13 protein-coding genes, 1 tRNA gene and 1 other RNA gene are annotated in these 14,205 nt (G+C 73.1%); 7 read left to right on the top strand and 8 right to left on the bottom strand.

All coding sequences use genetic code 11. The features are described from left to right. Positions 1-1,309, bottom strand: a 1,309-nt coding sequence (locus QJS33_RS29420; protein ID WP_306371337.1) for a DNA polymerase III subunit gamma and tau, incomplete at its 3' end; no start/stop codon positions are given. A 108-nt stretch (positions 1,310-1,417) separates the two neighbouring features. Then, positions 1,418-1,513, bottom strand: an RNA gene (ffs, locus tag QJS33_RS29415) — signal recognition particle sRNA small type. Between the two features lie 319 nt (positions 1,514-1,832). Here ffs and QJS33_RS29410 point away from each other — a divergent pair. Next, a tRNA-Ser gene (locus tag QJS33_RS29410) sits at positions 1,833-1,920 on the top strand. Positions 1,921-2,309: 389 nt separating this feature from the next. Here the strand turns inward: QJS33_RS29410 and QJS33_RS29405 are convergent. Continuing rightward, on the bottom strand, positions 2,310-3,548 hold the full coding sequence (locus tag QJS33_RS29405) for an aminotransferase class V-fold PLP-dependent enzyme (RefSeq protein WP_306371336.1): 1,239 nt from the start codon (positions 3,546-3,548) through the stop codon (positions 2,310-2,312). A 46-nt stretch (positions 3,549-3,594) separates the two neighbouring features. Here QJS33_RS29405 and QJS33_RS29400 point away from each other — a divergent pair, with 46 nt between their 5' ends. Beyond that, the gene (locus QJS33_RS29400; protein ID WP_306371335.1) at positions 3,595-4,965 is read left to right on the top strand and encodes a PLP-dependent aminotransferase family protein; all 1,371 of its coding nucleotides are present in this window, start codon (positions 3,595-3,597) and stop codon (positions 4,963-4,965) included. Between the two features lie 61 nt (positions 4,966-5,026). On the opposite strand, the gene QJS33_RS29395 is transcribed toward QJS33_RS29400, so the two are convergent. Both QJS33_RS29395 and QJS33_RS29390 read right to left on the bottom strand, forming a co-directional pair. Further along, positions 5,027-5,398 (bottom strand): DUF1330 domain-containing protein, encoded by a 372-nt coding sequence (locus QJS33_RS29395; RefSeq protein ID WP_306371334.1) that lies wholly within the window; start codon positions 5,396-5,398, stop codon positions 5,027-5,029. An 80-nt stretch (positions 5,399-5,478) separates the two neighbouring features. After that, complete coding sequence (locus tag QJS33_RS29390; RefSeq protein ID WP_306371333.1) at positions 5,479-6,405, bottom strand: SMP-30/gluconolactonase/LRE family protein; 927 nt, start codon at positions 6,403-6,405, stop codon at positions 5,479-5,481. Positions 6,406-6,509: 104 nt separating this feature from the next. Between QJS33_RS29390 and QJS33_RS29385 the strand changes: the two genes are divergently transcribed. Further along, entirely contained in the window at positions 6,510-6,950 is a 441-nt protein-coding gene (locus tag QJS33_RS29385; RefSeq protein ID WP_306371332.1) for an Lrp/AsnC family transcriptional regulator, read from the top strand. Positions 6,951-6,971: 21 nt separating this feature from the next. Here QJS33_RS29385 and QJS33_RS29380 read toward each other — a convergent pair whose 3' ends face one another. Continuing rightward, complete coding sequence (locus QJS33_RS29380; RefSeq protein ID WP_306371331.1) at positions 6,972-8,711, bottom strand: pyruvate dehydrogenase; 1,740 nt, start codon at positions 8,709-8,711, stop codon at positions 6,972-6,974. 259 nt (positions 8,712-8,970) lie between these two features. Then, the gene (locus tag QJS33_RS29375; protein ID WP_306371330.1) at positions 8,971-9,414 is read right to left on the bottom strand and encodes a MarR family winged helix-turn-helix transcriptional regulator; all 444 of its coding nucleotides are present in this window, start codon (positions 9,412-9,414) and stop codon (positions 8,971-8,973) included. An 85-nt stretch (positions 9,415-9,499) separates the two neighbouring features. On the opposite strand from QJS33_RS29375, the gene QJS33_RS29370 reads away from it, so the two are divergent. The 4 genes from QJS33_RS29370 to QJS33_RS29355 all read left to right on the top strand — a co-directional run bounded on the left by QJS33_RS29370 (position 9,500) and on the right by QJS33_RS29355 (position 13,861). Then, complete coding sequence (locus tag QJS33_RS29370; RefSeq protein ID WP_306371329.1) at positions 9,500-10,138, top strand: maleylpyruvate isomerase family mycothiol-dependent enzyme; 639 nt, start codon at positions 9,500-9,502, stop codon at positions 10,136-10,138. Between the two features lie 58 nt (positions 10,139-10,196). Then, positions 10,197-10,976, top strand: coding sequence for an SGNH/GDSL hydrolase family protein (locus QJS33_RS29365; RefSeq protein ID WP_306371328.1), 780 nt, complete (start codon positions 10,197-10,199; stop codon positions 10,974-10,976). A gap of 116 nt (positions 10,977-11,092) precedes the next feature. Next, positions 11,093-13,108: an NADPH-dependent 2,4-dienoyl-CoA reductase gene (locus tag QJS33_RS29360; protein WP_306371327.1), complete on the top strand. Its 2,016-nt coding sequence runs from the start codon at positions 11,093-11,095 to the stop codon at positions 13,106-13,108. A 174-nt stretch (positions 13,109-13,282) separates the two neighbouring features. Continuing rightward, a complete protein-coding gene (locus tag QJS33_RS29355; protein WP_306371326.1) occupies positions 13,283-13,861 on the top strand; it encodes a PadR family transcriptional regulator in 579 nt (192 codons plus the stop codon). Here QJS33_RS29355 and QJS33_RS29350 read toward each other — a convergent pair. Then, positions 13,838-14,205 (bottom strand): ROK family protein (locus QJS33_RS29350; RefSeq protein ID WP_306371325.1); only part of this gene is annotated, 368 nt, incomplete at its 5' end. The genes QJS33_RS29355 and QJS33_RS29350 overlap by 24 nt on opposite strands.

Genomic DNA, 14,205 nt, shown 5'->3' with positions numbered 1-14,205 from the left:
GTGCCTGCGGCGACGGCCGTTGCTCCTGCGGTGCGGGCTGCGGTTGTGGCCGCTGGGGCTGCGGCTGTGCCGGGGCCGCAGGTGCGGCGGGGGCGGGCTGCGGCGATGCCTGGACGGGTGCGACGGGGGCGGCCGGGGCCACCGGTCCGGCGGCGATCCGCCGTTCCATCTGCTCCAGCCGGGCCAGCAGCGCGCCCTGGTCGCCGTCGGCCGACGGCAGCAGGATGCGCGAGCACATCAGCTCCAGCACCAGCCGGGGCGCCGTCGCCCCGCGCATCTCCGTCAGACCCTGGTTGAGGATGTCCGCACCGCGGGTCAGCTCGGCCGGACCCAGCCTGGTCGCCTGCGCCTTCATCTGGTCGGCGGCCTCGGCGGCCACGTTCACCAGGCCCTTGTCCAGGGCGTCGGGAACCGCGGCCAGCACCACCAGGTCGCGGAACCGCTCCAGCAGGTCCGCGGCGAACCGCCGCGGGTCGTGGCCGCCCTCCACCATCCGGTCGATCAGGGAGAACACCGCGGCGCCGTCGCGCGCGCCCAGCGCGTCCACCATCTCGCCCAGCAGGCTGGAATCGGTGTACCCCAGCAGGGACACCGCGCCCTCCCGGGTGATGCCCTGGTCGTCCGAGCCCGCGATGAGCTGGTCCAGCACCGACAGGGTGTCGCGGGCCGAACCCGCGCCCGCCCGCACCACCAGCGGCAGCGCCGCCGGGTCGTAGGACACCTTCTCCTGTTCCAGCAGGTCCTCCATGAGCTCCCGGAGGGTGCTCGGCGGGATCAGCCGGAACGGGTAGTGGTGGGTGCGCGACCGGATCGTGCCGATGACCTTCTCCGGCTCGGTGGTCGCGAACACGAACTTCAGGTGCGGCGGAGGCTCCTCCACCAGTTTCAGCAGCGCGTTGAAACCCTCGCGGGTCACCATGTGCGCCTCGTCGATGATGTACACCTTGTAGCGCGAGTTGACCGGCGCGAAGAACGCGCGTTCGCGCAGGTCGCGAGCGTCGTCCACACCGCCGTGGGAGGCCGCGTCGATCTCGATGACATCGATGCTGCCACCGCCGTCGGGGGCCAGCGCCACACAGGAGTCGCACTCGCCGCACGGGTCCGGGGTGGGACCCTGGGCGCAGTTGAGGGAACGGGCCAGGATGCGCGCGCTGGTGGTCTTGCCGCAGCCCCGGGGGCCGCTGAACAGGTACGCGTGGTTGATGCGGCCGCTGCGCAGCGCCTGGCGCAGCGGTTCGGTCACGTGCTCCTGTCCGCGCACCTCGGCGAACGTCGCGGGACGGTACTTGCGGTACAGCGCGATGCTCACGGCGTGATCACTCCCCTGGTCCCTGCCACGGGTCCATTCAACCCGCGAGCACCGACAGCTCGCGCCGGTTCCGGGGAGAAACCGGGGGTGGACCGGGCCGGAGAAAACAGAAAGGACCCCCCGCGCACCCGCCAGAGCCCACTTATCCTTGCTGCCTTCCGGCCCTGGGGAGGTTCATGGGATGACGCCGCACGAGGGGTCTGCCCCGAAGTCTATCCGAACACCGGGGTGCTCGGGCAACCGGCAGGGCCCGGCCGCCGTACGGCCCCGCGACGGGCACCGGCACGGCTCCATCGGCTACGAGGCCAAGGACGTGCTGGACGGCGGCGGGTCCGGCATCGGCTCGGCGGGGCCGCCCGCGTACACGTTCCCGGTGGAGGGCCTCTCGCCTGGGAGAACGACCCGGCGCTGTTCGTCGACGCGTTCCGCGACAACGCCGTCTCCGGGGTCCGCTCCGGCCACGGCCGACCGGTCCGGAGAAACCCGTTCGAAGCACACCCCGACAACCTGTAGAGTTGTTCGCGGAGGATTCGCCTAGTGGCCTAGGGCGCACGCTTGGAAAGCGTGTTGGTGGCAACGCCTCAGGGGTTCGAATCCCCTATCCTCCGCCACCGCCCACCAGGGCAGATGAGAGGCCCCGACCGGACACCGGTCGGGGCCTTCGTCGTTCGTGGTCTCAGTTCTAGTCTCAGTCGGCGGCGGGCCGCTCTCAGAACCATCCGGGCGGGGTCGGTGCCGAGCGTGATCCGCCGCCGGGCCCGGTCCGCTCACACCCCGAAGACCGGGGCGAGGCGGGGCAGGGAACGGGTCGGAGGAACCGCAGGGCACCGACCTGCTCGTCAGTGGCGTCGACGGCGGGGATCGCGGTCAGCGGCGGAGCGAGGTTCGTGACCCGGGCGCCCGGCGGTGAGAGCGTCCCGCCGAACCGGCACCCGAGGAGGCCGCCGTCGTGCCGGAGGCCCTCCCGGGACGGTTCCGCGGAGAGCGTCCGGTGCGGCGGTCAACGGGAACCGCCGGCGACGAGGTCCGCGACCGCGTCGGCGACGAGGTCCACCTCCTCTTCGGTGTTGTAGTAGTGCGGCGACAGGCGCAGGCACCACTCGACGTCCTTGTCCCCGAAGTCGAACTGCGCGAACTCGCGGAAGCTCAGCGCCGAGTTGACGCCGCGGGCGTCCACGGCCTCCTTGAACGGCTGCGCCTCCCAGCCCTGCACCTCGAAGGTGACGAGGGCGGCCAGGCGCGGGCCGCGGTCGAGGACGCGCACCCCGGGCAGGGGTTCGAGCCGGTCGCGCAGCCGGGCCGCGAGCGCCGGGGTCCGCCGCTCGATGGCCCCGATGCCGATCTCACGGGCGTAGCGCACCGCGGCGGCGCTGCCGAGCACCGTGGCATAGGGGAACTCCCACTCCTCGAACCGGGCCGCCGTCGCGACGGGCTCGTAGGCGCCCGGCTCGGTCCAGCGGGCGCCGTGCATGTCGATGAACAGCGGCTCGTAGCCCGCGTTCAGGACGCGGTCGGAGACGTACAGGAAGCCGGAGCCGCGCGGGCCGCGGAGGAACTTGCGGCAGGTGGCGGTGAGCAGGTCGCAGCCGATCTCCTCGACGTCGATGGTGAGCTGGCCCACCGACTGGCAGGCGTCGACCAGGTACAGCAGGTCCAGCTCGCGGCAGTGGCGGCCGATCTCGGCGACCGGCGAGACCAGCCCCGAGTTGGTGGGGACGTGGGTGGCGGACACCAGGCGCGGTCGGTGGATCCGCATCAGTTCGGCCATCGCCTCCACGTCGACCCCGCCCCCGGGCGCGTCGGGTGCGTGGACGACGCTCACGCCGAACCGCTTGCGCAGGGACAGGAAGGCGATCTGGTTGGAGATGAAGTCGTCGCGGGTGGTGAGGATGACGTCGCCCGCCTCGAACGGGATCGACGACAGGGCGTTGGCGTAGGCGTGGGTGGCGCTGCCCGCGAACGCGATGTTGTCGGGCCGGGTGTTGATGAGGGCGGCGATCTCCGTGTAGAACCCGCGGACCGCGTCGGCCCGGGCGGCCGACGCCTCGTAGCCGCCGATCCGCGCTTCGAGGTTCAGGTGGTCGACCATCGCGTCCAGGACCGGGGTCGCCAGCAGGCCGCAGCCCGCGTTGTTGAAGTGGACGACCCGTTCGCACCCCGGGGTGTCGGCCCGCAGGGCGGCGACGTCCAGCCGAAGTGCTTCCGGCGTGGGGATAGAAGCGCTATTGTTATCTCTCATGAATAACGGTAGCACTTCCGGCGAGTTGGCTGAAAGCCTCCGAGCGATGCTCTCCGGTCTCGCGCCCGGTGACCGGCTGCCGAGCAGTCGGGAGCTGGTCAAGAGGTACCGGGTCGGCCCCGCGACCGTGGCGCGGGCCATCGCCGCGCTGGCCGCCGAGGGCGCTGTGGTCACCCGCCCGGGCAGCGGAACGTACGTGGCGGAGCGGCGCTCGCGGCCCGACGGGGAAGCGGCCGTCGACACGTCCTGGCAGACGGTCGCGCTCACCGACCGCGCCGTCGACACCCGTCTCATCGCCGATCCGCTCGGGCCGCCGCCGCCCGGGGCGATCTCCATGGACGGCGGTTACGTGCACCGCTCGCTCCAGCCCACCCGGGCGCTGAGCGCGGCGCTGGCCCGGGCGGCGCGCCGCCCCGACGCCTGGGACCGCGCCCCGGCAGGCGGCCTGACGGCACTGCGCGCCGCGTTCGCCCACATGATCGGCGGCGGGGCGGCTCCGGAGGACGTGCTCGTCACGGCGGGCGGGCAGAGCGCGCTGTCGATCGCGTTCCGGGCCGTCGCCGGAGCCGGCAGCCCGGTCCTGGTGGAGTCACCCACCTACCCCCGGGCCCTGGCCGCGGCCCGCGCGGCGGGCCTGCGGCCGGTACCGGTGCCGATCGACGGTGACGGGGTGCGGCCGGACCTGCTGGCCGACGCGTTCGCGATGACCGGCGCGCGGCTGCTGTACTGCCAGCCGACCTTCCAGAATCCGACGGGCGCGGTGCTGGCGCCCGAACGCCGCCGGCAGGTCCTCGACGTGGCGCGCGCCGCGGGCGCGTTCGTGATCGAGGACGATTTCGCGCGGTACCTGGGGCACGGCGGACCGGTGCCGCGGCCGCTGGTGGACGACGACCGCGACGGCACGGTCGTGTACGTGACCTCGCTGACCAAGCCGGCGGCGCCGAGCCTGCGGATCGGGGCGCTGGCGGCCCGCGGGCCGGTGATGGAGCGCATGAGGGCGGTGCGCCTGGTCGACGACTTCTTCGTCACCCGACCGCTCCAGGAGGCCGCGCTGGAGGTGCTGGGCTCCCCGTCCTGGGACCGGCACGTGCGGGCGCTGGGCACGGCCCTTCGGGAGCGGTGCGCCGTGCTGGCCGCCGCGGTCACCCGGGAGGTCCCCGGCGTGGTCTTCTCGGTTCCCGCGGGCGGGCTGCACCTGTGGGTCCGCCTGCCGACCGGTGTGGACGACGCCGTGCTGACCGGGGCCGCGCGCCGCAACGGTGTGGTGGTGAGCGCCGGCGGCCGCTACTTCGCCGCCGAGCCGCCGGCGGCCCATCTGCGGATCGGCTTCGCCGCGGCGGCCGGCCCCGCCGAGCTGGCCGAGGGTGCGCGCCGACTGGGGACCGCGCTCGCGGACCTCTCCCCCGGGCGGGAGTGAGGATTCGTGCCCCCTCCCCTCGGGGAGCGGCCGCGACCCGCGATGATCCGCCGAGCACGCCTCAGCGGCCGCCGCCCCAGGGGGTCGTGGGCTGGAGGACCGCCTCCGCCAGGGCGCGGGAGCGCAGGGAGGTGATCTCCTGGTACCCCGGGTCGGCGACCATGCGGCCGAACGCCTCCCGGCTCGGGTAGCGGACGAGCAGCACCGCGTCCCAGTCCTGACCCTCCTCCGCGACCAGGGGCGTCCCACCGTCGCCCGCGTAGAGGAGTTCGCCCCCGTACTCCGCCAGGAAGCGTGCGGCGGCCCGGGAGTACTCCTGGTAGAGCGCGTATCCGCCCGGGGCGAAGCGCAGCAGGTTCAGCATGACGAAGGGGCCGTCCGGTTCCTGGTCCACCAGGTTCGCGAGATCGGCTCCGGAGGGGTCGACGGCCATGGGGGGCTCCTTTTCGGGGTTCGGATCACTTTGCACCCCCACGGTAACCGACTGGTCGGTATGTGGTGCGCTCCGGCCGCTCAGGGCGTCCGGTGGATCCGGCGGGCACCGGTGACCGAGAGCATCAGGGAGTACAGGCCGGTGGTGGCGGTGATGAACATGATGTTGTTCCTGACCCCGCCGAACGCGATGTTGGAGACCGGCTCGGGCACGAGGATCCGCCCGATGAGGGTGCCGTCCGGGTCGTAGCAGTGCACCCCGCCGTCCATGGCAGCCGCCCACAGCCGACCGCCGTCGTCGAACCGGATGTTGTCGAACCGCCCGTACCCCTCGGGGACCTCGGCGAAGACCCGGTCGCCGGCGAGCGTCCCGTCGTCGCGGACGTCGAAGGCGCGGATGTGGCCGGCGCGGGTGTCCGACACGTAGAGCCGCTCCTCGTCGGCCGAGAAGACCAGGCCGTTGGGCCCCTCGAAACCGTCGGCGGCGAGGCCGACCTCCCCGGTGCCGGGGTCGATCCGGTACACGTTGCAGGCGCCGATCTCGCTCTCGGCGCGGTGGCCCTCGTAGTCGCTGGTGATGCCGAAGTCGGGGTCGGAGAACCAGACCGAGCCGTCGGAGCGCACGACCGCGTCGTTGGGACTGTTGAACCTCCTGCCCCGGTACCGGTCGGCGAGGACCGTGACGGTGCCGTCGTGTTCGGTCCGGACCACCCGGCGCCCGCCCTGCTCGCAGCCGACGAGGCGGCCCTCGCGGTCCAGGGTGTTGCCGTTGACGTGCCCGGCCGGGGAGCGCAGGAGGCCGACGGCCCCGGTGCGCTCGTCCCAGCGCAGGATGCGGTCGTTGGGGATGTCGCTGAAGACGAGCTGCCCCCAGGCCGGGAGGTAGAGGGGCCCCTCGGCCCAGCGGCAGTCGTCGTAGAGGAGCCTCAGGCGGGAGTCCCCGTTGGCGCAGCGCCCGGTGCGGAAGCGGTCGTCCAGGACCTCGTAGATACCATCGACAGAGGACATCATCTCTCCCTGATCGCTATTGACCGAATGAAATCCTGCACAGTGACATGAATACCGTAGAATTTTCTGTCATCACAAGTGCGCAGATGAGAGGACGTGGATCGGTGGACGAGATCGACCGCAGGCTCGTGGCCCTGCTCCAGGAGGACGCCGGGCGCTCCTACGCCGCCCTGGGCGAGATCGTGGGCCTGTCCGCGGGGGCGACCCACGAGCGGGTGCGCAAGCTGCGGGCGCGCGGGATCGTCCGGCGCACCACCGTGGAGGTCGACCCGGCCGCACTGGGCCGGGGAGTGCTGGCGTTCGTGATGGTGGAGTCGAAGACCTGGATGGGCGGCTCCGGCGAGGCGCTGGCCGCGCTGCCCGAGGTCCAGGAGGCGCACGTCATCGCGGGCAGTGCGACCCTGCTGCTGAAGGTGCGCACCGCCACCACGGAAGGCCTCCAGGACGTGCTGCGCCGCCTGTACGAGGTGGACGGGGTGTCGGGGACGCAGGCCACGGTCGTGCTGGAGACGTTCTTCGAACGCCCCGTGTCCGCGGCCGACTGACGGGGCGTCCCCCGACCCCGCTCAGGGGCGGGGGATGTTGCGCAGGTTGGAGCGGGCCAGGTCGATCATGGAGCCCACCCCGCCCCGGAGCACCGTCCGGCCCGCGGACAGGGCGAACCCGGCGATCTGGTCGGCGCTGACCCGCGACGGGATGGACAGCGCGTTGGGGTCGGTGACCACGTCCACCAGAACGGGCTCGGCGGCCTCGACCGCCTCGCGCAGGGCGTCGCGGACCTCGCCGGGACGGGTGACCCGCAGGGCGCGCATCCCGATCGCCCCGGCGATCGCCGCGTAGTCCACCGGCGGGTGGTCGGTCTGGAACGCGGGCAGGCCCTCCACCATCATCTCCAGCCGCACCATGCCGAGCGACGAGTTGTTGAAGACCACGGTGGCCACCGGCAGCCCGTGCTGGTGGACGGTGATCAGCTCGCCCAGCAGCATGCTCAGCCCGCCGTCCCCGGACAGGGACACCACCTTGCGGCCCGGCGCGGCGTAGGCGGCGCCGATCGCGTGCGGCAGGGCATTGGCCATGGTGCCGTGCGAGAACGAGCCGATGACCCGGCGGCGCCCGTTCGGGGTGAGGTAGCGGGCGGCCCACACGTTGTTCATGCCGGTGTCGACGGTGAACACCGCGTCGTCGGGGGCGACCTCGTCCAGGACGCGCGCCACGTACTCCGGGTGGATCGGGGTGTGGTCGGCGATGTTCCCGGTGTAGGCCTCCACCACCTTGGTCAGGGCCCGTTCGTGGCGGCGCAGCATGTCGTGCAGGAAGCGGGTGTCGGACTTGTCGCCGACCATCGGCAGCACCGAACGCAGGGTGGCGGCCACGTCGCCGTGCACACCCAGCGCGAGCGGCACCCGGCGGCCCAGGCGGCGGGGGTCGCGATCGATCTGGACGACGTTCTCCTCGGGCAGGAAGTCGTCGTAGGGGAAGTCGCAGCCCAGCAGCAGCACCAGGTCGGCGTCGTGCAGCGCCTCATGGCAGGCGCCGTAGCCGAGCAGGCCGACCATGCCGACGTCGTAAGGGTTGTCGTACTGGATCCACTCCTTGCCGCGCAGGGTGTGCCCGACGGGGGCGTTCACCCGCCCGGCCAGGGTCATGACCTCGCTGTGGGCGCCGCGCACCCCGGCGCCGCAGAAGAGGGCGACCCTCCCGGCGGCGTTGATCCGCTTGGCCAGTTCCCGGACGTCGTCCTCGGCGGGCCGGGCGGTGGCGCGCACGGGTACCGGCGGGGTGGTGTCGGCGCCGCCGACGGCCTTGCGCCCGGCCACGTCGCCGGGCAGGACCAGCACGGCGACGCCGGGGGTGCCCAGGGCGTGCTGGATCGCGATGCGGGCCAGCCGGGGCATCTGGGCGGGGTGGGAGACGAGCTCGCGGAACTCCGTGACATCGCCGAACAACCGCTCGGGGTGGGTCTCCTGGAAGAAGCCGGTGCCGATCTGCCGGGAGGGGATGTGGGAGGCCAGCGCCAGCACGGGCACCCCGCTGCGCTGGGCGTCGTAGAGGCCCTGGACCAGGTGGGTGTTGCCGGGACCGCAGGAGCCCGCGCACACCGCCGGTCCGCCGTCGATCTGCGCCTGGGCGGCCGCGGCGAAGGCCGCGGCCTCCTCGTTGCGGACGTGGATCCAGTCGATGCCGTCGACCCTGTGCACGGCGTCGACCACGGGGTTGAGGCTGTCGCCGACCACGCCGTAGATCCGGGTCACCCCGGCGGCGGCCAGCGTCCGGACGAGCTGTTCGGCGACGGTGTTCTTGGCCATGGCGGTTCCCCCGGAGCGCGGCGACGGTGCGAGGACACCGTCGCGGCGCCCCGCGCTCCACGCTAGGAGCGCGTCCCGCCGATGCCCCGCACCGCCACGCCCCGCGAAGGGGCGGGCACGCCACCCCATCAGCGGTCCGGCCTTCCGGCCGACCGGCAGGGGCACGGTCCGGCCCCCGGAACTCAGCGGTTCCGGCGACGGAAGTGCTCACCTGTCGGCGGCTGTGGGACCGAGCCCTACCGATCCGGCTTATCTCCCATCAGGCGTAGGGGTCGGTGATCTCACGGAGGCGGAGGAGGATGCGGCGGAGGTCGGCCATGTCGCGGTCACCGAGGTGGGCGGCCCACTCCGCCTCGATCCCGGCGACGATCTCGGCGGCCTCGGCGATGACGCGCCGCCCGCGCGGGGCGGCGCGGACCAGGCGGGCGCGGGCGTCGGTGGGGTCGGGGACGCGTTCGACGTAGCCCGCCTCCTCCAGGCGGTCGATGAGGAAGCCCGCGCTCTGCTTGGTGATGCGGGCCTGCTCGGCGAGATCGGTGAGGCGGCTGCCGCCTTCGGCCACCCGTTGGAACACCCGCCCCTGGGAGAGGGTGATGTCGTCGTACCCGCGGGACGCGAGTTCGGCGAAGACGCGGCGCTCCATCTCCCGGTAGGGGATGAAGAGCAGCACCCCCGTGTTGATCCCGGGCTCTTCGTCGGCCATCGGAGCCACCCCCTGGAATACCGTCAGCTTCTCTGATCTAATCGGTAAGAGAAGCTTACCGATATCGCGCCACCGGGAGGCCGCGATGGACCGGGACGACAGCTGGCGGGTCATCGAGCGGGAGCGGCTCGCCCTCGCCGATCTCCTGGAGGGGCTCGGCGAGGAGCAGTGGGAGACGCGGTCCCTGTGCGAGGGGTGGCGGGTCCGCGACGTGGCCGGACACGTGGCCCTCACCCCGCGGCTCACCTCCCTGCCCCGGGTGGTCGGGGAACTGGTGCGGGCGGGCGGCTCGTACGACCGGATGGTCCGCGACGTGTCGATCCGGCACGCCCGCAGGCCCGGCGCCGACCTGGTGGGCGAGCTGCGCGAGTACGCGGCCTCGCGGGACCTCGTGGTGTTGACCGATCACGAGAACATCCTGTTCGACACCCTGGTGCACGCCCAGGACATCGCCGTGCCGCTGGGCATCGACCACCCGGCGCCGGTGGACGCGGCCCGGGCCGGGGCGGACCGGGTGTGGTCGATGGGGTGGCCGTTCCACGCGCGCAAGCGGCTGGCCGGGGCGCACCTGGTGGCGACCGACACCGATTGGGAGGTCGGTTCGGGCGAGCGGGTGGAGGGGCCGGTGCTCGCGTTCCTGCTGCTGCTCACCGGGCGCCCGGCGATGCTGGACCGGCTGTCGGGCCCCGGGATCGCGACGCTCATCCGGGCGGTTAATACATAAGTCGACTAATCACTTTGTGGAATAAAATACCTCCAGACCACGAGGTGAGGAGTCCGGGATGGGCCCTGGAGACAAGGTGCGCTACGTCGCCATCGGCGACAGCCACACCGAGGGCGTCGGCGACGGGGACGACGTCCTCGGTGTTCGCGGCTGGGCGGACCGGCTGGCGGAGAAGATGGCCGCGACCGGGGCACGCGTGGAGTACGCGAACCTGGCGATCCGGGGACGGCTGTCCGCACGGGTGCGGGCCGAGCAGCTGGAGCCCGCGCTGGCCCTGGAGCCGACCGTGGCCACGGTCTTCGCCGGCGTCAACGACGTGATCCGGTCCGGGTACGACGCCGACGCGGTCATCGGCGACCTGGAGGCGATGTTCGCCGCCCTGACCGGGGCGGGCGCCCGGGTGGCCACGCTGACCTTCCCCGACATCGCCAGGGTGGCCCCGCTGGCGCGCCCCCTGGTGCCGCGGGTGCTGGACTTCAACGAACGCATCCGGGCGGCGGCCGACCGGCACGGCGTGGTCGTCGCGGACGTCGCGAAGCACGAGATCTCCACCGACCGCCGGCTGTGGGCGACCGACCGGCTGCACTGCACCCCGCTGGGGCACGCCCGGATCGCGGGAGCGCTGGCCTCGGCGCTGGAGCTGCCCGGCGCGGACGGCTCCTGGGCGGATCCGCTGCCCGCGATGCCCCGGCCGGGCGCCCTGTTGACGGTGGCCGACGAGGTCCGCTGGCTGGGCACGTTCCTGGGCCCCTGGGTCATGCGGCGGCTGCGCGGGCGCTCCTCCGGGGACGGCCGCACCGCCAAGCGCCCCGCGCTGATGCCCGTCGAGGTGGGCTGACCGGAGTCGGCCCCGTCTCCCGGGGCGGCCCGCGAGGCATTTTGCAACTTGTTGCATAATGGATCGCGGGCCGTCCGGACAACGGCCCGCGAGGCACCCCGCGCGGAGGAGACACGATGACCGACTACCCCCACCTGCTCGCCCCCCTGGACCTGGGCTTCACCACCCTGCCCAACCGGGTCATCATGGGCTCGATGCACCTGGGCCTGGAGGAGCACCCCGGCGGCTTCGAGCGGATGGCCGCCTTCTACGCCGAGCGCGCCCGCGGCGGCGTCGGCCTCATCATCACCGGCGGCATCGGCCCCAACGACCACGGCACCACCTTCAAGGGCGCCGCCAAGCTCACCAACGCCGACGAGGTCGCCCAGCACCGGATCATCACCGGGGCCGTGCACCGCGAGGGCGGCCGCATCGCCATGCAGATCCTGCACACCGGCCGGTACGCCTTCGACGAGAACCTCGTCGCCCCCAGCGCGATCCAGGCCCCCATCAACCCCTTCACCCCGCACGAGCTCACCGCCGACGAGGTCGAGCAGACCATCGAGGACTTCGCGAACACCGCCGCGCTGGCCCGCGAGGCCGGGTACGACGGCGTCGAGATCATGGGCTCCGAGGGCTACCTCATCAACCAGTTCATCGCCGCCGCCACCAACAAGCGGGACGACGAGTGGGGCGGCCCCTACGAGAACCGCATGCGCTTCCCCGTCGAGATCGTGCGCCGGGTCCGCGAGCGGGTCGGCGCCGACTTCATCATCGTGTACCGCCTGTCCATGCTCGACCTGGTGCCCGGCGGCTCCACGTTCGACGAGGTCGTCCGGCTCGCCAAGGCCGTCGAGGCGGTCGGGGCCACCATCATCAACACCGGTATCGGCTGGCACGAGGCGCGCATCCCCACCATCGCCACCTCCGTGCCGCGCGGCGCCTACGGCTGGGTGACCGAGAAGCTCATGGGCGAGGTGTCCGTCCCCCTGGTGGCGGTCAACCGCATCAACACCCCCGAGGTGGCCGAGGAGATCATCGCGGGCGGCCGGGCCGACATGGTCGCCATGGCCCGCCCCTTCCTCGCCGACCCGGAGTTCGTGGCCAAGGCCGCCGCCGGGCGCGCCGAGGAGATCAACACCTGCATCGGCTGCAACCAGGCCTGCCTGGACCACACCTTCAGCCTCAAGATCACCTCCTGCCTGGTCAACCCGCGCGCCTGCAACGAGACCGAGCTGGTGCTCTCCCCCACCCGACTGCGCAAGCGGGTCGCCGTCGTCGGCGCGGGCCCGGCCGGGCTGGCGTTCTCGGTGTCGGCCGCCGAACGCGGCCACGAGGTCACCCTGTTCGACGCCGCCGACGAGATCGGCGGGCAGCTGAACATGGCCCGCCGGGTGCCCGGCAAGGAGGAGTTCGACGAGACCCTGCGCTACTTCCGGGTGCGGCTCGACAAACACGGCGTGGACGTGCGCCTCAAGACCGAGGTGAACGCCGACGACCTGACCGGCTACGACGAGGTCGTGCTGGCCACCGGCGTCAGCCCGCGCACCCCCGAGATCCCCGGGATCGACCACCCCAAGGTCGTCGGCTACGTCGACGTGCTGCGCGAGAACGCCGAGGTGGGCGAGCGCGTCGCCGTCATCGGCGCGGGCGGCATCGGGTTCGACGTCGCCGAGTTCCTCACCGACGGCGGCGAACAGGCGTCCCTGGACCCGGACGAGTTCTTCCGCCAGTGGGGCGTGGACACCGACCACACCACCCCCGGCGGCCTGTGCGCCCCCGAGCGCCCCGCCCCGCCGCGCCGCGTCCACCTGCTCCAGCGCAAGACCAGCAAGGTCGGCGCGGGGCTGGGCAAGACCACCGGGTGGATCCACCGCCTGGAGATGCGCCACCGGGGTGTGGAGATGCTCGCCGGGGTGGAGTACACCCGGATCGACGACGCGGGCCTGCACATCGTGGTCGGCGGCGAGCCGCGGCTGCTGGAGGTGGACACCGTCGTCGTGTGCGCCGGCCAGGACCCGCGCCGCGACCTGGTGGAGGCGCTGGCCGAGCGTGGGGTGACCGCGCACCTCATCGGCGGCGCCGACGTGGCCGCCGAGCTGGACGCCAAGCGCGCCATCGACCAGGGCACCCGCCTGGCCGCCGCCCTCTGACCGGATCTCCTCGGCCCTTCGCCCCTCCCGCCCGTGGGGGATAAGGTCCTCGACGGACGGCCTGACGGCCGACGGACTTCGGTCCCGGGCCCGGGTGCCCCCCGGGGCGGGGACCCTCGCCCATGGCGGCGGGCGCGCATCCGCGCGTCCGCCGTCCGAACCTGGAATGCGCGCATGTCCCTGCCCCACGCCATCCTGACCGCCCTGTTGGAGAAGCCCTCCTCCGGGTCCGAGCTGACCCGGCGGTTCGACCGGTCGATCGGCTACTTCTGGTCGGCCACCCACCAGCAGATCTACCGGGAGCTGGGCAAGCTGGAACAGGCCGGGCTGATCCGCGCCCTGCCCTCACCGGTCCCCACCCGGGGGCAGAAGAAGGAGTACGAGGTCCTGCCCGAGGGGCGCGAGGAACTGCGCGCCTGGGTGAACCGCCGCGAGGACCCCAAGGTGTCCCGGGACCCGCTGCCGCTGCGCCTGCGCGCCGCCGGGGTGGTGGGCCTGGGCGACCTGCTCCCCGAGCTGGTCCGCCACCGCGACCTGCACCGCGCCCGGCTGGAGGAGTACCGGGAGTTCGAACGCCGGGACTACCCGAACGGCCCGCGCACCGAGCAGGAGCGCGTCCAGCTGCTGGTGCTGCGCGGCGGCATCGACATGGAGCAGGGCTGGGTCTCCTGGCTCAGCCGTGCCGTGGAGGAGCTCTCCGGGTCCGCCCCGGGCCCGTCCGCCACGTCCTCAGCCGACCGGGACGGCTCCTGACTCCGACAGGTCCTCGGGCAGCCGCAGCCCGGGGGTGCGCAGCGGGGTCAGCGTGGAGCTGAGCACCATCGCCGCCGCCCCGATCGCCGGGGCGGTGTCGGCGAACTCCGACAGCCGCACCCGCACCGGGGCGCCCGCCCGGCCCCCGAACGCCGTCTCCAGCTCCCGCCGCACCGCCGGCAGGTAGGTCGCGCCCGCGACCGCCTGCCCCGCCCCGGTGAGCACCACCAGGTCCGGGTCCAGCACGCCGACGAGGGTGCGCACGGCCACCGCCGTGTACCGGGCGGACCGTTCCAGCAGGGCCCGCGCCGCGGGATCACCGCGCCGGGCCGCCCGGACCACCG

The sequence above is a fragment of the Nocardiopsis sp. CC223A genome, assembly GCF_030766825.1.
Lineage (GTDB): Bacteria > Actinomycetota > Actinomycetes > Streptosporangiales > Streptosporangiaceae > Nocardiopsis.
The sequence above is the reverse complement of the archived record's forward strand: the minus strand, read 5'-3'. Positions and strand labels throughout refer to the sequence as shown.